At 39.1% G+C, this 18,115-nt stretch carries 12 protein-coding genes and 2 pseudogenes; 5 read left to right on the forward strand and 9 right to left on the reverse strand.

Annotated elements, in window-relative coordinates; all coding sequences use genetic code 11:
* Positions 1-358, forward strand: a 358-nt coding sequence (locus M313_RS26530; RefSeq protein WP_010200021.1) for a hypothetical protein, incomplete at its 5' end; no start/stop codon positions are given.
* On the opposite strand, the gene M313_RS0121295 is transcribed toward M313_RS26530, so the two are convergent.
* The 3 genes from M313_RS0121295 to M313_RS0121305 form a co-directional block, all read right to left on the reverse strand.
* Entirely contained in the window at positions 336-1,613 is a 1,278-nt protein-coding gene (locus M313_RS0121295) for an ABC transporter substrate-binding protein (RefSeq protein ID WP_010200024.1), read from the reverse strand. The two genes, M313_RS26530 and M313_RS0121295, sit on opposite strands and share 23 nt — an antisense overlap.
* A gap of 81 nt (positions 1,614-1,694) precedes the next feature.
* Positions 1,695-2,522: a carbohydrate ABC transporter permease gene (locus M313_RS0121300; RefSeq protein ID WP_010200027.1), complete on the reverse strand. Its 828-nt coding sequence runs from the start codon at positions 2,520-2,522 to the stop codon at positions 1,695-1,697.
* Positions 2,522-3,490, reverse strand: a complete 969-nt coding sequence (locus tag M313_RS0121305) for a carbohydrate ABC transporter permease (RefSeq protein WP_010200028.1) — start codon at positions 3,488-3,490, stop codon at positions 2,522-2,524. The genes M313_RS0121300 and M313_RS0121305 overlap by 1 nt, the downstream gene beginning before the upstream one ends.
* Positions 3,491-3,822: 332 nt before the next feature.
* Here M313_RS0121305 and M313_RS0121310 point away from each other — a divergent pair, with 332 nt between their 5' ends.
* The gene (locus M313_RS0121310; protein ID WP_010200029.1) at positions 3,823-5,451 is read left to right on the forward strand and encodes a sensor domain-containing protein; all 1,629 of its coding nucleotides are present in this window, start codon (positions 3,823-3,825) and stop codon (positions 5,449-5,451) included.
* Positions 5,452-5,626: 175 nt separating this feature from the next.
* Positions 5,627-7,008, forward strand: a pseudogene (locus M313_RS24300) (Glu/Leu/Phe/Val family dehydrogenase).
* 236 nt (positions 7,009-7,244) lie between these two features.
* Here the strand turns inward: M313_RS24300 and M313_RS26200 are convergent.
* Positions 7,245-7,629: pseudogene (locus tag M313_RS26200) on the reverse strand (VanZ family protein).
* Positions 7,630-7,776: 147 nt separating this feature from the next.
* On the reverse strand, positions 7,777-8,853 hold the full coding sequence (locus M313_RS0121325) for an acyltransferase family protein (protein ID WP_010200031.1): 1,077 nt from the start codon (positions 8,851-8,853) through the stop codon (positions 7,777-7,779).
* Positions 8,854-9,076: 223 nt separating this feature from the next.
* Here M313_RS0121325 and galE point away from each other — a divergent pair, with 223 nt between their 5' ends.
* Together galE and M313_RS0121335 are read left to right on the forward strand one after the other, a co-directional pair.
* Positions 9,077-10,090 carry a UDP-glucose 4-epimerase GalE gene (gene galE / locus M313_RS0121330; protein ID WP_010200034.1) on the forward strand — a complete coding sequence of 338 codons (1,014 nt, stop codon included), beginning with the start codon at positions 9,077-9,079 and terminating at the stop codon, positions 10,088-10,090.
* A gap of 212 nt (positions 10,091-10,302) precedes the next feature.
* Positions 10,303-10,824 carry a competence protein ComK gene (locus M313_RS0121335; RefSeq protein WP_010200036.1) on the forward strand — a complete coding sequence of 174 codons (522 nt, stop codon included), beginning with the start codon at positions 10,303-10,305 and terminating at the stop codon, positions 10,822-10,824.
* A gap of 192 nt (positions 10,825-11,016) precedes the next feature.
* Here the strand turns inward: M313_RS0121335 and M313_RS0121340 are convergent, their stop codons facing one another.
* The 4 genes from M313_RS0121340 to M313_RS0121355 are packed head-to-tail and all read right to left on the reverse strand — an operon-like array spanning position 11,017 to position 18,104.
* A complete protein-coding gene (locus tag M313_RS0121340) occupies positions 11,017-13,959 on the reverse strand; it encodes a hypothetical protein (RefSeq protein ID WP_010200038.1) in 2,943 nt (980 codons plus the stop codon).
* A 42-nt stretch (positions 13,960-14,001) separates the two neighbouring features.
* A complete protein-coding gene (locus tag M313_RS0121345; RefSeq protein WP_029326637.1) occupies positions 14,002-15,174 on the reverse strand; it encodes a DUF4062 domain-containing protein in 1,173 nt (390 codons plus the stop codon).
* A gap of 1 nt (position 15,175) precedes the next feature.
* Complete coding sequence (locus M313_RS0121350) at positions 15,176-16,120, reverse strand: single stranded DNA-binding domain-containing protein (RefSeq protein WP_010200040.1); 945 nt, start codon at positions 16,118-16,120, stop codon at positions 15,176-15,178.
* A complete protein-coding gene (locus M313_RS0121355; protein ID WP_029326638.1) occupies positions 16,113-18,104 on the reverse strand; it encodes an NAD-binding protein in 1,992 nt (663 codons plus the stop codon). Before M313_RS0121355 ends, M313_RS0121350 begins: the two co-directional genes overlap by 8 nt.
* Positions 18,105-18,115: the final 11 nt, after the last annotated feature.

Genomic DNA, 18,115 nt, shown 5'->3' on the forward strand with positions numbered 1-18,115 from the left:
TCTCAACCTACCGTTATTCCCCCGCTGGAGTCTCACACCTTGCACTTCAGTCTACAAGGGAAAGTCTATGGTAATTAAAGGTATTAATTTCCATATTAATTCATCAACCACTTTGATTGGAGTGGAAGGCGCGCAGACTTCCGCGGGAGGAAGGGACAGGGGATACCCCACAGGCTTGCCGAGGAGGCTCCCTGACCGCCCGCAGAAAAGCGAAGTGCCTGGAAAGGAAATCAACAGTTCAGAGTATCTACTAAACTACTTTCTCATACAAATCTTTCTTCTAATTATACCAGAAAAGCATGCCTGCGATGAGACATGCTTTTCGAAAATAGTGATTATTTTAGGTTATCCCATGTAGTTTGGAAGCGCTCAAGAACTGTGTCGTAGTCGATTCTTCCAGCAGCGTATTCTTGGATGGTTGCTGCAAACTCTTTGTTTGCTCCGTCCGGCCACATGAACCAAGTCCAAGGAACCGTTTTTTCCGCTGTAGAGTACTCAAGGATAGATTGACCAAGGTCACCAAGTCCAGCTGGCTCGATGTTATCGAATGCCGGGATGAACGCGAACTCTTCTGTGATGTAGCGTTGACCAGTTTCAGAGGACACCATCCAGTTTAAGAATGTTTTAGCCTCTTCGATATTTTCAGAGTTTTTGTTGATAGCCCAGTTGTTAGGAACCCCAACAGGTAGGCTGTCTGCACTTGCATCATCATTGATCGGGATCGGAAGGAAGCCCATGTTCATGTCTGGATCTATTTCATAGATCATGTTTTCCGTCCAGTTACCTTGTTGAAGCATGGCCGTTTTGCCGCTCGCAAATTGCGTAACTTGTGTGTTGTAGTCTGTTGTTAGTGGATTTTCGTTACCAAAGTTGATTTCTGCATCAAGAACTTCTTTGAAGTCTTCGAAATGTTTGTTGCCTACGATTTTCTCTGTTCCGTCATATAAACCAGCGATGAACGCTTCAGGGTCTTCTTGTTGAGCAAATGGAATGTTAAGTAAATGCTGCCCGATTACCCACCACTCTGCATATCCAGCAGAGAAAGGTGTGATGCCTGCCGCTTCTAATTTTTCAGCAGCAGCTTTCAATTCTGTAATATTAGTAGGAGGTTCTGTGATCCCAGCTTCCTCGAAAAGGTCTTTGTTATAGATGAATCCATATCCTTCAAGGTTTACAGGCATACCGTAAAGCTTGCCGTCTGCAGGATCTGTCATTGGTACTTTCCCGATTGGAAGAACGTGCTCTGCCCAAGGCTCTTCAGAAAGATCAGCTAAATGCTCTTTCCAAAGCTCAAGCTCTTTGAAACCACCGTTGTTAAAGATGTCTGGTTGTTCACCAGATGCGAATTTTGCTTTTAGTGCTGCACCGTAATCTGCTCCACCACCAACTGTTTCTAGTTTCACTTTGATGTTAGGATGTTCAGCTTCGAATTCTTTAATCATTTCCGCTAACTGGTCAGCGATTTCTACTTTAAATTGGAAAAGATTAAGTGTAACTTGGTCTCCATCCCCGGAGTTGTTGTTACTGTTGCCTGATGAATTATCGCTAGAGCAGCCTGCAAAAATACCTACAACCAACGACAATGATAATAAAAGAAGTACTAAGCGTTTCATTGAATTGCCCCCCTTGTTTTAAATGAAAAATTTTATAGTAACTTGGCAAAGGCCACATAAAGGATGCGGCCCATGCTAAGTTTACTTAACAGAACCTGCGGCAATCCCCTTGATGATGTGCCTTTGTAAAAATAAGAAGAAAATGATGATTGGCGCGATACCCAGCATTAACGCTGCAAGCCCCATATCCCACTGCTTTGTGTACTGCGCAAAGAACGAGCTTGTTGCAAGCGGAATCGTTCTAAGCTCTGCTGTCTGCAGAACAAGTAGCGGAAGAAGATAATCGTTCCAAATCCATAGTGTGTTCAGGATAACCACTGTAACTGTAATTGGCTTGAGTAGCGGGAATACAATCCTCCAAAATACCCCAAACTGACTGCAACCATCGATTCGCGCTGCTTCCTCAATTTCAACCGGTACAGTTTTCACAAATCCGTGGTAAAGGAAAAGTGAAAGCGGTACGCCGAAACCGAAATACATGATGACGATACCCGGGATGCTATTAATAAGATTGAGTGCGCCACCTAGTTTCATCAATGGGATCATAACCGTTTGGAACGGAATGACCATCGCAGAAACAATGATGACAAATAATATTTTACTAAACTTTCCGGGAGTGCGGACCATTTTCCACGCAGCCATCGAACTGATGACTACAATTCCGATGTTGCTAAGAACCGTGATGATCAGGGAGTTCCAGAAGGCCCGCGGGAATTGAATAATTTCCCACACTTTTGCATAGTTGCTAAAAAGAATTTCTGTCGGCAATGCTGCCGCGTCAATCAGTATCTCACTAAAACTTTTCACTGAATTTATGATGACAAAGTAAAAGGGAATGAGGAAGATAATCGCTATTAAGATGCCGATAATTTCAAGCACAAAGGTTCTTTTTGTATACTTTTGATCCATTATGCTTCAACCTCCCTTTTCTTTGTTGCCATTACTTGGAATGTCGTGAAGATCGCGACGACTACAAAGAAGATGATTGCTTTTGCCGTTCCAAGGCCGTATCGGTTATTCTGGAACGCTTCTTGATAAATATTGATGGCCACTGATTGTGTGGAGTTGAATGGCCCACCGCCCGTTAAGCTCAGGTTCAGGTCGAATATTTTGAATGCCATCGCGATTGTCAGGAAGAAACAAATCGTGAAGGCCGGTAAAATTAATGGAATAATGATTTTGGTGATGAGGGTGAAGTTGTTCGCCCCATCAATCCTTGCCGCTTCTAATAAAGAATTGTCAACCCCTTGTAAGGCTGCAATATAGATGATCATCATGTATCCGCTGATCTGCCAAGCGAACACGATGACGATTCCCCAAAATGCGGTGGTTTCATCTCCAAGCCATGGTAGCTTGAAGAAGGATAGACCCGTAAGTTCTCCAACTGAAGCAAATCCTCTGACGAAGATAAACTGCCAGATGAAACCGAGCAACAGTCCCCCGATAACGTTCGGGATGAAGAAGACCGTCCTAAGTATGTTTTTCGTTTTTAATGCTGCATTTAGTAACAGAGCAAGGCCGAAGCCTATCAAATTACTGATGATAACTGCCGCAAACATAAATTTCGTCGTGAACATGAAAGAGTTGAAGAATACTTCGTCATTCGTGAAAATCCGCTTGTAGTTTTCTAGCCCGACCCATTCAATGGCGGAACTGACACCATTCCAGGAAGTAAAAGAATAATAGATTCCCATGAGGAACGGGATGATTTGGATAACAAAGAAAAAGATAAGTGCAGGGCCAACAAACGCCGTGTACGTTAAAATACTCTTGAGTTTAGCTTTCCTTCTCGGATCGCCTTTCACATCATGCAACTTCGTTCTCCCTGAAGTGTTCGGCACAACAGGATCCACCTTAGATTCCGTTTTAGTCTCCATCGTTACAACTCACCGCCTATTTTGTAAACGCTTTCCTACATTATAAAACGCTCTCATTCTATTTCAGGATCACTCAATTGACAACATAGGGGTACTGGATTGACACATCCACGAGAGTTTATGTATGCACTTTTGAAATATAAGACCTATGGACTTTTCCCTTAATAAGAAATTAAATACAAAAATATCAAGTTTTTATTTTATACCTCTAGTAAAATATTTCATTTATATTACAATTAATAAGGATATGTTTTTTATTTTCATAAAATTTAAATTCTTGTAATTTTATATGTCATATGTAAATTAAATCCTTTAAGAATAGTAGGAATATCATGAGTATAAAAAAACAATTTTCATTATTTTTTGACCAAATGGACGATATGGTCTTTTTAGTAGAGTGGAAAAATAACCAATTATGGTACAAAAGCGTAAATCCATCTGCCCAACAGAAGCTTGGAATAGATATGGTAGGCAGAAGATTGGTCGATGTTCTTCCCGCTTCTGTCTATACCACACTCGACAAACATTATTTAAAGTGCATAGAGTCAAAACGCCCTGTTACCTATTCAGACTTAAACTTATTTGTAAGCGAACTTCCCGCCTCAGAAACAAATCTTACATATATAGAAGAGGATGGAAGGACATATGTGCTTGCGATTACCAAAAATATAAATGCGTTGAAAAAGAAAGCGGAGGATTACATTTTCCTAGAATCATTAGTGGCAAATACTGTGGATTCCATGCTTGTGATTGACACAGATGGCATAGTCTTGAAAGTAAATGAAGCCTTTGTCCAACAATTCGGCTGGAATGCTTCCGAACTAATTGGACAACCGTGGGAATCATTCTCCATTACCCCAAAAGAATTGAAAACGCAAACATTGGATACGTTAGCCCTTCTATTGAAAGGTCAATCCGTTCCTTCCCAAGAAACTGTCCGGCTTGCAAAAGAAGGGAATGCCATTCATACTTCCGTCAGCTATTCTCCCATCTTGAATGAAGAAAACCAAGTGGTTGCCATTTCCATGATTTATCGCAATATCCAGCATTTAAAAGAACTCGAGGAAAAGTTGGAAGAAAGCCATGATGCTTATAAATCATTATTCTCCTATCACAAAAATGCCGTTTGTATGGTAAATGAAGATGGGATTATTGAAAATATAAATGAGGCATGTATGACAATTACTGGCTTTCCTAGCGAAGTCCTCATCGGATTTAATATCTTGGAGTATGCAAAAGAGATTGTTCCAAATTTAGACCTTAATAAGACAAAACGCGGTGAGATCGCAAATTATGAGTTATTGATCCCAGATTCTAAGGGCCGTGACTTGTGCTTGTCCGTAACAAATGTACCTATAATTGTCAAAGGAGTCGTAAAAGGGACATATATTATTGCACAAGACATTACGGAAAAACGAATCATTGAAAAAGAAAGGGAAAAACTACAGGAACAGCTTACCTTTCAAGCCTATCATGATAGCCTGACAGAGCTCCCAAACAGAAGGCTACTAGAAGTAAAGCTAGAAGAATCGTTGGTAAACGTTCAAAAAAATGAAAGCATGCTTGCGTTGTTCTTCTTAGATTGTGATCATTTAAAGGAAGTGAACGACACTTTCGGACACGAAATAGGGGACGAGCTGCTCATTGCGTTCTCGAAAAGATTGGTGATGTCTGTTCGAGAAGGCGATATCGTTGCACGCTTAGGCGGAGATGAATTTGTCATCTTACTTCATGAAATAGAAGACATGACACAGGTGGATAAAGTTGCCTCTCGAATCCTCACAACTTTGGGGAGCCCATACAACATCCATGGTCACGAGATTCATGCCACCTCCTCCATCGGCATCTCCACCTACCCTGCCAACGGAACAACCGTCAAACAACTCTTCCGCCAAGCCGACCAAGCCCTCTACACCGTCAAAAACGCCGGCCGCAACGGCTACAGTATAAGCGGGTTTTAATAGAGTGTCGTGGTGAAGAGATAAAGAGGGGTCTGACCCGCCGTCTAGTAAAGCGCTAACGCAATAAAGAGCTCCCCGCTCCTTTCTTGTTCCCCCGAGTGAAGCCTTCTCGGGGGTTCTTCTTTTTGTTGTATGTTATACTTTTCAAATATACTGATAAATAGGAGTGGTAGTTATGGCTAGTCAGACGAGGAAGATTGTACAGGAGTCTTTGGATGCGTTGCTGGAGGATGCTGCTTTTTTGCCGGAGCTTGATGGGGTTTCCAGGAAGCAGGCTTTTACCTCCCTTGGTGCGATTCTTTCTACACCGAACCATCTACATAAATCATTTCTGCGAATTGCGCTCGAAAATGGAAGCGTTGTCAGAATTCCCGCGTTCCGGGTACAGCACAACAATGCTTTAGGGCCTTATAAAGGCGGGATACGCTTCCATGAAACCGTCAACGAGGAGGAAGTAATTAACCTTGCCTCCTTGATGACATTGAAAAACGCCTTACATGACGTGCCTTATGGTGGCGGTAAGGGTGGTATCGTGCTAGATCCCCGTTCTTTTTCGGTGAAGGAACTCCATCTGATTTGCAAAAAGTATGTTCAGTATTTTAGCGATATTCTCGGGCCGGATAAGGACATTCCAGCTCCGGACATGGGTTCGGGTGAACGAGAGATGGACTGGATGATGGCAGAGTACAAAAGCATTCGCCCGGGTCAACCGTATAAAGGTAGTTTTACAGGTAAAAGTGTAATAAACGGCGGGTCCCTTGGCCGCCGCGAAGCAACAGGGAAAGGCGTTTACTTTTCCTTCCGTTACCTACTGCATGATTTCCTAAAAGAACAACGTAAATTCCTTACCAACAACGAGAATGTTTTTGCAAAAACGGCATTAGAGTATGACGGAAGCCCGTTGACCATTGCGGTTCAAGGGTTCGGGAACGTTGGATCTGTAGCAGCACTCGAAGCTTATCAATGTCAGCATTTACAAAATAAAGTGGTAGCTGTGAGCGATCGGAATGTCACTTTGTACAACTCAGACGGTCTTGATATTCCTTCATTAGTGAAATTCGTCGCACTCAACGGTGGAGATCTTCCTACAACCGAGAGTCAATTAGAGGATGCTCAGATTAAGGCAACCATTCGCGACCGCGGGGACATCTTATATTTTGATGTGGACGTCTTGATTTTAGCTGCACTTGAAGACCAAATACATGATGACAAATAAAGAAAAGATAAAAGCGCGGATCATTGTCGAAGGCGCCAATGCGCCAGTAACAAGCGAAGCTGATGAATATTTAAGTGATAAAGGAGTCATTATTATACCAGATATCCTGGCTAATGCAGGCGGGGTCATCGTGTCATATTTTGAGTGGATGCAAGGTCGGGAAACCCAATTCTACACCGAAGAACAAGTCTTCAACCTCCTACTCGAAAAAATGAAAAACACCATGAACACCATACTGCCAGCCTTCTTCGGCGACCCCTCACCCACTCAGACAAAACTGCTACATCCACTCCGTCATGAAACTCTCCACCGTCCTTTACAGACAGGGGAAGCTTTATTGAGGTAGAGATGTAAAGAGGTGAAGAGGGGTCTGACCCGCTGTGCGTTAAACCCCCTAAAGAAAACACCAAAAAAGCCGAAAAGAGTTAGGGTTTTCCCTTGCTGTTTCGGCTTTTGGTTTTCCGCTTTAGTTTGCTTTGTTTTTCGTTTTTTAGTTTTGGTTTCTTGCCTGACCTATGGCTTATCCCAGCATACAGGACAATCCCTACCCAAAGCACCGATGCTATCCAGCAGCACATCACTTACCTGGCCGCTTCTGCCTGGAAACGAAAAGTTGATGAACCTCATCAGAGATGGCGTAAAGGACAGAAATAACAAATGCTAATCCCATGCTCAACCAGCCACGCCAACCACTTTCTTCTCACTGCATTCAATGTAAGAATCGCGAGCAGCATATAAGCAAAAAAGTGCGCATTTTTTCTGACGAAGAAACTGATCTCGTCCATCTTAAATTCTGCCTCTGGTGCTACTTGTTCTACAATCTGATTAACTAACTCTGTTATTCCCCCGCTCAAGTCTGCTGATTGCTCTCCTTGTTGAGCGGAAAGAAAGAATATCAAAGCCATCCAACCCGCAACAAGCCCCCAAGATATGACAGCCACTATTTTTTTCTGAAATTGCATCCTACTACTCCCTCAAAACTGTTAATATTTTACTAGTCATTAAGCTAGTATAGCACATCCCACCACCCTACTACACTAAGGAACGATACAGAAAAAAGAAGCAAAAAATGTAGATACCCTCTCTACATTTTCCGCTTCTATTGTATACTAGGCGGGTACTTGTCCACCTGATAATTTTTCTTTAGGTTTTGGTGTTTTTCTAATCTGCCCCACAATAAATTTGCCAAAAGGAGTCAGATTAAATATTCGAGCGATTAATACCGGTATAACTATTCCTGCAATGAACAAGATGATAATATACAGTCCCATGTTAATCTTCGGCAAGACGGAATGAATCAAGTCAAAACCTAGATAGTGCAACAGGTAGATTGGAAAAGAATATTTGCTGATAAGCATAACAATTTTCGGTACTTTTTTTGCAAAAGAGAAAAGATAATAAAACAAGAAAAATAGTGCGACTGTGTAGAACATGATGTCAAATCTAACAGATGTGAGCTGATCTAATTTGCCAGTCGTATAGTTATCCAGTAAATATACAAGACTGGCTAAAGATGCGATAATCGCAACAGGAAAGCCCCATTTTCTATGATCTCTCACTTGTTTTAAATATCTACCTACATAATACGCAACCGTAAAGTAAAATATCCAACCTAGAAATGGTACACGTACCAACGAATACCATTCATGCATAATTGGTGGCATCATATCAAAGTTGAAGTTGGCGGTATGCAGATATCTTGCATTAATAAAAAACGTTACTGTAAGCATAATCCACGCAGGCACATTTTTGAATACTTTTACAAAAAGCGCATGGATAATCACAAATTGCAAAATGATAATAATAAAATAACCATGCCAATACGCATATTGGATATTGGTTAAGGTACTATCCAATACTGTCATTGCACTTGAACTTGTAGTAGCAATTTCATAAAGTGCATAGATAAAAGGGATCGTTAAATATGGGAAAAATAAATATAGGAACCTTTTTTGAAAAAACTTTTTAGGTAATCGGTCCCAATACGTATGACCAAGTATAACTTCAAATATCAAAATAAACATTGGTGTAGCAAACAACAATGTAATTTGGACAATCTTCATTATATCTATTGTAGACTTCGGTAAGTCATTGTTTACATAAGTTCTAGTAACAGCATGTATGAATACAACACTCAAGCAAGCAAGGGCACGAATCCAATATAATTCGTTTATATGCTTCTTCATATGCCCCCTCCTTTTTATGACAATCTACTATAGGTTAACACGAATTCTGTCGAAAGCTAAAGGTAATAATTGTTTGTAATAGGATAGTAATAGTACAGACTTTTCATTTTTGCAGAAAAATTGTTTAAGTAATCATTTTCAATAAATTAACCCAAAAAATGAAACTACCTTAAAGATATGTTAAAATTGAAAAAAAATCTGTTTCTTAATGGGGGATCTTCAGATGGCAATTTTAGTTACCGGTGGGGCTGGATATATCGGAAGCCACACTTGTGTAGAATTATTAGATGCAGGGCATGAAATTGTAGTAATAGATAACTTTATGAATAGCAATATGGAGTCTCTACGTAGAGTAAAGGAGATTACAGGTAAAGATTTTACTTTTTATGAAATAAATCTTTTAGATAAAGATAGGGTAGCGCGTGTTTTTCAAGAGCACAACATAGAGGCTGTTATTCACTTCGCTGGTTTAAAAGCTGTAGGTGAATCGGTAGAAAAACCATTATTTTATTATCATAACAACATTTCAGGTACTCTTTTATTACTTGAAGTTATGCACCAATTTGGTGTCAAAAATATTGTTTTCAGTTCATCTGCCACTGTTTATGGCTTACCAGAAAGTGTACCAATTTCAGAAAGCTTTCCATTAAGTGCTACCAATCCATATGGGCAAACGAAATTGATGATTGAACAAATTTTGCGGGACTTGTTTGTCTCTGATCAGGAGTGGAGCATCTCCCTTTTACGTTACTTCAATCCAATTGGTGCTCATGAAAGTGGGCGTATTGGTGAAGACCCAAATGGTATTCCAAACAACTTGATGCCATTTATAACTCAAGTTGCTGTAGGAAAACTTCCACAATTGCAAGTGTTTGGTGATGATTACGATACAATTGACGGTACAGGCGTGCGTGATTATATCCATGTAGTGGACCTTGCAAGAGGGCATTTGAAGGCATTGGAAAACATCTTGGAAACTAGAGGTGTAGAAGCATATAATCTTGGTACAGGAACCGGCTACAGTGTTCTGCAAATGGTACAAGCTTTTGAGAAAGCGTCTGAGAAAGAAGTTCCTTACAAAGTAGTTGCAAGACGACCTGGTGATATTGGGGAGTGCTTTGCAGATCCTACTAAAGCAAAAGAGGATTTAGGCTGGGTAGCAGAAAAAGACTTGGGGCAAATGTGCCTTGATTCTTGGAGATGGCAAAAGAATAATCCAAACGGATACGAAGCTTAAAATAAATTTTAAATTGTCCAAAGGCATTGCAGCACCTTCTGCAGTGCCTTTTATCTTTTAACACCTCTAACTTTATACCAAATCTAAACAATTTATTACAAATTATCACAATTTTTTTAAAAAACACTAGGAAATATTACCCATAAACCTATATAATAAAACTTGTAGCGCTTATTACAAATTTTAGGCGTATGGGAGGGATCTAGGGAGCTATGGGTAAACAAATGAATGTGATTCAACAGTACCAAATTAGCCTTACGACGATGGCATTGCTGTCGAATAGGCATCCTCAGTATCAGACAAAGATAATAGATATTGAGGGAGATTTTTTAACAGATGAAACAGCGAGAGAAATCCTACACAGAGGCTGTTTGAATGATTGTTGTACGTATGAGGGGCGAAGGGTTGCTACCATATACTTCACCAATTATATTCAAAAAACTCCTATCCTTATTGATGAAGCTGAAGGGATAATAGCTATTCCAACGCACTCACCAGATCAGGATGCCTGCTGTTGGTTGTTCCTGCAACATTTAAAACATGTGGAAGCTGTTTCTCCAACAAAATGTATCGTGGTGTTCAACAACCTAGAAGAGTTGGTACTGGATGTATCTGCATCAACCATTTATGAACAAGTAAAAAAAGCTTCTGTAATCCTGACCCGATTTTGCTCAAGTAAACAGTTTAACTTTTCACTTAACCCTAAAGTTAAGCGTTCACGCAATAAAAGATAATGATAAGTTTACATCATGAATTAGTAAGATATTGCTGCAACCTATTGGGGAGTATGGTTACAACAATCTGTTACTAATATACTTGGAGCTGGACTCTCCTCCGCTATATTATGACGGAGAGTCCTGGTTAACAATTTAAAAGCTCTTTAACGTTAAAAGATCAGGAGGACTTGCCCCCCTGATCTTAACTGCTTAATTGCCGAAATAAACTTTCTTCCAACCATTTTCCTCATATTTGTCTATTGTCGTTATATGTACATGTACATCACCTGATGCTGCCCTGATGTTTCCATTGTATTTTTGCTTCAACCAAGTGTAAAAATTCACCATAGTTTTGTCGTGGAGTAATCGATCGGATTCGGCAATTAAATAGAAAGTATTAACCCCTTGGTTGCTTAGTAGCTCAAGGGTAGATTGCAACTCGCTTACTGTTCCACTATTTATTACCAGAACATGCCTTACTTCTTTCCCGAATTTAGCACCGTCAGCATTCATATACTGTTTTACAAAGAAATACTGATTATCCATCTCTACCTCTTGTATGTCTTTTGCAATTAAATCACGTACGGATAAAAGGAATTGGCTATTGTCTGATTGCTCCTCTTCTGTCTTTATTGCATTCGGGAGGATTATATCTCTTTCTTTAAGACTAATTTGCAATGTTTGTTCAAGTTCTTCCAAAGAAACGGTACTCATTCTTTGTTCACCAAGGTCTGTTAGCCTGTATATCACCTTATTTTTGTTTAAAACCCTTGTTTTTACCGTAAACGTTAAGGCTTTCTTTTTGAGGATATACAAGAACTTGTTGACCTTGGCTTGAGAAAGGTTCATACCAACCAGTTCAAGCGCTTCTATAATCCCTTTAAAAACAGTATCCTTCTTTGTTTGTATGATATATAAGAGCAATTTTTCGGTTGGAGATATAGTATAGTAGTCCATCGTGTCTTCATCATCTTGAAAAGGCTCAGTCATATCAATCCAACCCAGGATTTTATTTTCCGAAAGTGTTGCATGCTCGTAATTCCGAGCGTTTTCAAGACTTTCAGAAATCTCTTTGCTTTTTCTGTATAAAGCCAAAGCTTTTTCGTAGTCCCGCTTGCCCGCATATATGGAAGCACGTTCATAAATGACCTGGTTGTATTCTTCCTTCATATTGTTTTTAACTGATATTTCTTCCATCAACTTATTTAAGGCAAGAGATTCCTCTACTTTCCCGAAACGCAGTAGCATATAGGATTGAAAGCGATAGCTGTAGTACAGTCCTGTTTCATTTTGTATTTCTTTGCAGATTTCTGCCTGCTCTTTAGCGCATTCCAAAGCCTCTAGAACCTTGCCTTCTCTTTGGAGTAAATCGGATTTGTTTCCAAGTGCAATCTGAAGCCCCAATTTGTACTCGTGCCTTCTGCAGATTTTTTCTTGTTCTAATAGCAACTCTTTCGCTTTTTCAATTTTGTATTTATTTTTATAGATGGATACTTGTCTACCTAAGCATTCTTGCAAGGCAAGATTATTGTTAAGATCGCGACAAATGGATTCCTGACTTTTCAATTTGTTCAGCGCACTATCAAATTTTCTTCCTGACAGTAAGATTCTGGCATGAAGGGCGTAATTCATCTGTAATCCATCCCTGTGATTCAAACTTGTACAAATAACTTCCTGTTCCTTAAGCTTGGCAATCACAATATCGATGTTGTTGGTATTGTATTCATAAAGACATGCTGCTTGGTAGTTTAAGCACGACTGTAGACTATTCAGCTTTCCGATATTTCTACAGATTTCTTCTTGCAGGTTGAACATTTCTAATGCATTAACTAGCGATCCTTGCGATTTATAGATGCGTCCTTTTATGCCAAGACAATCCTGAAGACCAACTTTATCTCCTATTTCTGTGCAGATGCGCTCTTTTTCTCTTAATAGGTCCATTGCTTCGTCAATGCGATGCTTTCGTTGAAGAATAATAGCCTGATTTCCGTAGGACTGATGAAGCCCACCTTCTAAGCCAATGTTGTCAAGGCAAATAGACTCCTGCTGTTTCAACAGGATCATAGAATCCTCATACCTACCCCAATAGCTGAGCACTTCGGCCTGTATCCCAATAATCTCCTGAAGCATTGCCAGATCAGTAGTTCGAAGTTCTTGCTCCTTCAATAAAGACAGAGCTTCGTCCATTTCTCCTTTATTTTTCAGATGAATAGCCATGCGAATAATGCACTTATGCAGCCACTCAAATTCTTCTTTTTGTTCGAAGTGCTTTTTCATATACATTTGAAGCTTCAGTGCCTCATCTGGATGTTTCCCTTCTAATAAAGTGGCGATTAACTCCACATCTTTTATCTTATACGCTTCAGGGGTAGATATAATAGATTGATAACCTTTTAACATAGTTAAGTCTTTTGTTTTTGTTTTTTTCCACGGCTTTGTATTTTCCTCAATTTGCTCCCAATAATTCTGCGCTTCAAAGCGGTCATATTCCCATAACTTGTTTAGAAGATTAAGGTTTTGAAGAAGGCTATAGAGTCTCTCCCAATTTTTAGCTTTCATTAACTGCCAAGGGATTTCAGTAAAGTGACTGTCCATATCCGCCTTGGAGAAATGATCTACTATGCGCTGATGCACTTTCTCTTTTTTTCCTTTTTCCATAAAATACTTTTTTTCAACAGCATCCCGCAAATACTGGTGGAACAAGTAGATATGAGAGCCATTGTTGACAATATTTGATTCAATCGCAAGGAAAAGAGGAGACCAGACATGACTATAGAGCTTTTCCTCTCCTTTCCCTAAGATATCCTGAATGACTGATTCAGAAAACCCTGAACGGGAGCACCAAAGTATTGTCAGAAGGTCTTCCACCAAGTTCTCCTGCTCAGCAGTATTATAATCGCGTTCCAAACGATTAAGCTTCTTGATGAACAGATCGATTACCGTCTCGGCACCTAAATAAGAACGCAGTTCCCCTAAAGGATCCAATTCTCCATAAACTCGAATCTCATCTAATAACGTCCTTAGGAATATGGGGTTATTGCTCTGAGGATGCTCTGATATGAGCGAGACCCCTTCACTTTCTAGCGTTTTTCCATATGCGGATAAATAATTGACGATGACTTTCTCTTTTTCTTCATCTTTTAAAAGATCCACATGGACGATGTTCCATTCCCTATCCTTGAACTCCTTAATATGTTAATTATTAGTTGTGGAAAGAATCAACCTCATGTTGAATGGAATGCGATTTGGAAACCAAAATAAGCTGTTAACTTCCGACAACTCCCCAAGCTGGTCCAAGGCGTCTATAAGTAATATAACATCGTTTTTTTTAGCAGCTAGTTCCAAGCTTGTTGTAAATGATTCAATCAGCTCATTCAGATTGTTAGAAAGTGGCACCTTAATATCAAAGGTCCTGGAAAGTTCCAGAATTATTTTTTTCATTAACGTTACCGTGTCCACCATCTCTCGCCCTGAACCGACAAAATGCATGACAAGTGGCATTTTCTGTACTTCCTGCTTTTTATATTCTGTTGCCCAGTGGGACAAGATGGCCGATTTTCCAGAGCCCGACTGGCCACTTAAAACCATTGGCGCTCCACCATTTTGTATATAAGCGTCCAATTCTTTAAGGTAATCTTCTCTTCCCACGAAGTATTTAGCCCGATTCATTGCGAAAATCTCTTGGTCGTATTTGTTCTTCTCCACTTCGTCTTCTAGTTCATTTAGTGGAAAATATAGGTCGATCGCTCTCTTGAAATCTTGGAATACTAATTCTCCAAGCTGTTTGTAGTCATGATAGTTTTCATAGAGGGGAAATCCACTTTTCTTGATGCGACCCTTTAATTCTCTCAGTTTTTGCTTATCGGTTTCCTCTTGCGGGTCCTCATCATGATATACATAAGAGTTAGAATCTCGGAAATAAAAGAACGCGTTTACATCCTCTTTCCCTTTCATTAATGCTCCTTTAAGAATTTCAAGTTCAGTAACGGACCTGCCCTGGTAGTCTAAAAGCCAAGGCTCTCTCTTTACCATCTGTTCGTCCACATTCGGAACCCAGCCGTAACGATCACCCAATATCCCAATGAAGAATGGAAAGCAATTTTCAATTTCCGTCATACATATTGGTAAAACTTTCCCATCCGCGTTTTGTTCAGATGTAACACCCCAGCGTAAATCCACTTCACTCCACCTTACACCACGTTCTTCACATAACTTCCGAAGTTTAGGGAAAATATACTTGATTAGTTCTTCTCGTTCTCTCTGCATATCTTTAAACGTGGAGGAAACAAATACACGAATCTGTCGATGTTTTTTTATACTATATAGAATATCTTTTTTCTGATCCACACCTTGAATGTAATTCAACAAACTAATTCCCCCTTGGCGCAATGTTGGAGATGGATATCTCTCTTGTCGTCATGGTCTTCATTTTAGTCATTCTTTTTACAAGTCCAGATTTAGTTATTTTTCTTACTTTCATCTCTTTTGAATAGTCGCGACTCTGTAGCCTTCCTACGAGTTCTACATATTCATGAACTCTAACAGTAGAAGATTTAGGCTGAGATTCATCCTCCCACAAAAAAGCATTATTATGAAAAGCCCTTCCTTTTAAAATCTCGCTTTTAGTTTTAATCGAAAAGGTGGTTTTTACTTTATTAAAAGCACCGGAACTCACATTTTCATTTGTACTGCTTGATTTCTTTGTCACCCAACCTTCAAAATAAACTTTATTGATGTCCCCTTTTCTCTCATCTAACTTGCCTATCAATCTCTCATAATTTCCATCTACAATGACTTCATAGGTTGTATGTTGGGATTCCTTATAGACAATCTGATCCTTGTCAATACGATACGCATACTTATTTCTTCTGTCTTTGACTTTTTGGACCCCATCAATCAATAAGGAGTCTGCTGGGACGTCTGCAACTAATCCTACATTTACCATGCTAGAAAAATCTATGTACTCCTTACCTTTTACAGGTTTGTTCTTACATGGAAACTCCTCAAAAAGTTCCATATAGTTACTAACAGCCCGCTCAATTGCGGGTTCGACTTGAAAATTATCGATGATATAGTTTCTGCTTTGTAGTTCCCCTGTCAGCTTAACACGATCTCCGTTCTTATATTCTTTATGAAAGTTCTCATTATTTAATATGACTACACGGATAAGGTCATACTTAATTTCCCCATTAAATTTCTTCGGCTTCCTTCTTACTAATAAGTCAAAATGAATGGCTGGTATCGGGATATACTTACAGAAATTCGCCATATTGGTTATTTCACCTGTTAACACCACTTCATTACGATTAATCATTCCTTTCATCTCCCTTATTGCTTTTTAACTGAGGATCTTCACCTTTACAGATCACATATCCACATATCCTTAATACCTTATACATTTCTTTTACAGTGTTTCTATTATTCCATTTATAGATAACATCAACTTTATCTAGTTCTTCCCAATCTACCAGTGCCTCATGAAGTCGTTTTTTAGCAACTTTTTTCTTGCCATTCCTAACTACTTTCCACCCACGTAGCAGTAAGAACGCCTTCCAACGATTATGCTCAGATTTAGCGAGCTTCTCTAAATTAGGAGCCAGAATCTCCAGAAATTCTTCATTGTCTCTAACAGGTTGATCAGCCTCTGTGACCTCATCTTCTAGCACCTTGTATAGTCCTAAAGTATGTAACTTTATATCAAGATGGGCTGCTTGAGCACGATTTGATTCTTGCAAGAAATTAGGTAATTCTTCCCAAGATTTGACTGTCTTGTCACCTCTCTTATAGAAATCATGAAGCTTTTTGGCTATGACATCCAGGTCCTCTTTAATGATAACTTTCTCATTAGAAATATCCTCAAGTTTCCCGAAACTGAATAATTTTTCAAATCTCGAACCATTCTGATTTAACCAATATGCAAGTGATTTATCCTCCCTAATGTAGACGTATATAGGGGTATCATCCATCATTTCATTCAGTTGAATACCATTGATAATATCAAGATGATCGGTAGGCAAACAAATGACCGCAGTCGTAAAACAATTTTTCTGTGTATCAATCACGTTCTTCAATTTATTTTGTTGTTCCACTTTAAAAGCTTTGAATGTAATATCCACTAATTCTTCAAGCGCGGGATACCTGCCAAGAAACTCTTCTTTTTTTAGAACAGCGTCCTCATCCACAACAGTAACTTTCAATTTTACGCCTGTAATAAAATGTGATGTCTTGATTGCTTGAAGCAGAATATTCTGTCCTGTGTCACCAAAACCTATAATTAGAAGATTAGGTACAACGTTGTCATTATGTAAAATTTCTCTATTATATTTATAGATTGGGTTATTCTTGAAGAAAACGATAGAATTATTTTCGTATAGATTAAATGTTCTATAGGTTACTTTTTTAAGTTCAACGGAATCTTCACTTGAGGTGTTACATGTATCTTTAGTTTCGAGGTATGGCTGCAATTCGATTTCTTCAAAAACGGGGGTATACTTATTATCAGAAATATTTATCAGGCATTCTACTCGGTCAATATTCTTGCTTTTATTAATCAATTTTCTAATTTTCATGAAGAGATCAATATTATAGGATTCATCTGAGCGCATCAGAATGAAATATTTACAGTTATGAATGCATGCCTTTTTAAGGGTTGCCTCTGCCAGACTACTCCCAAAAATGAACACGACTCCTCTTTCTCTCAACTCGTCCACTACAGACTCATCGCGGTCTTCTTTATCTGCAATGATCACAACCATTTCTTTTTTCTGACGTATACGGAGGTCTAACGCTAAAACTTTCGAGGAGTCATTCAATCCACAAATGATATGATGGTTACCTCTAAATTTTATAATTAATAGTTTAATAAAGTCCGTCGATGTCTTGGACAAGTAGACAAAGACCGCTGAAATGATAAAAAAGATAGCAGACCAACGAGCAAATTCAATGGCGTGTGGATATAAGAAATGAGGGGATACATTCGCTCCGAATATTGGTTCAATAGTAAAAGAAAAGAGTTTTATCGTAAAATAAAGACTGTTAAGGAAATTATATTCTTCCATCTCCATAGTAAAGCCGAAAACACCGGAAACAATGGCAATAGAAAAAAACGTCCATTGCAGTGTAATAAAATTACTTAATGAAAGGAAATTTATAATATAATATGTAAAAATCACCAATGATATGTATAAAAAAGCAACTGACAGAACGTGCACCACAGTATCATACCCTTCAACGTATAAGAGTAAATATCCACCGATTAGCGCACATATTGTCATAATAAAAAAAGATATAGTCTTCATTCTTCCCTTTT

This window comes from Bacillus sp. m3-13, assembly GCF_000175075.1.
GTDB classification, from domain to species: domain Bacteria; phylum Bacillota; class Bacilli; order Bacillales; family Bacillaceae_I; genus Sutcliffiella_A; species Sutcliffiella_A horikoshii_C.

Excerpts from the sequence above, each read along its gene's own strand:
- M313_RS0121295 (WP_010200024.1), bottom strand. The coding sequence starts at position 1,613 with ATGAAACGCTTAGTACTTCTTTTATTATCATTGTCGTTGGTTGTAGGT.
- M313_RS0121300 (WP_010200027.1), bottom strand. The coding sequence starts at position 2,522 with ATGGATCAAAAGTATACAAAAAGAACCTTTGTGCTTGAAATTATCGGC.
- M313_RS0121305 (WP_010200028.1), bottom strand. The coding sequence starts at position 3,490 with ATGGAGACTAAAACGGAATCTAAGGTGGATCCTGTTGTGCCGAACACT.
- M313_RS0121310 (WP_010200029.1), top strand. The coding sequence starts at position 3,823 with ATGAGTATAAAAAAACAATTTTCATTATTTTTTGACCAAATGGACGAT.
- M313_RS0121325 (WP_010200031.1), bottom strand. The coding sequence starts at position 8,853 with ATGAAGAAGCATATAAACGAATTATATTGGATTCGTGCCCTTGCTTGC.
- galE (WP_010200034.1), top strand. The coding sequence starts at position 9,077 with ATGGCAATTTTAGTTACCGGTGGGGCTGGATATATCGGAAGCCACACT.
- M313_RS0121335 (WP_010200036.1), top strand. The coding sequence starts at position 10,303 with ATGGGTAAACAAATGAATGTGATTCAACAGTACCAAATTAGCCTTACG.
- M313_RS0121350 (WP_010200040.1), bottom strand. The coding sequence starts at position 16,120 with ATGATTAATCGTAATGAAGTGGTGTTAACAGGTGAAATAACCAATATG.
- M313_RS0121355 (WP_029326638.1), bottom strand. The coding sequence starts at position 18,104 with ATGAAGACTATATCTTTTTTTATTATGACAATATGTGCGCTAATCGGT.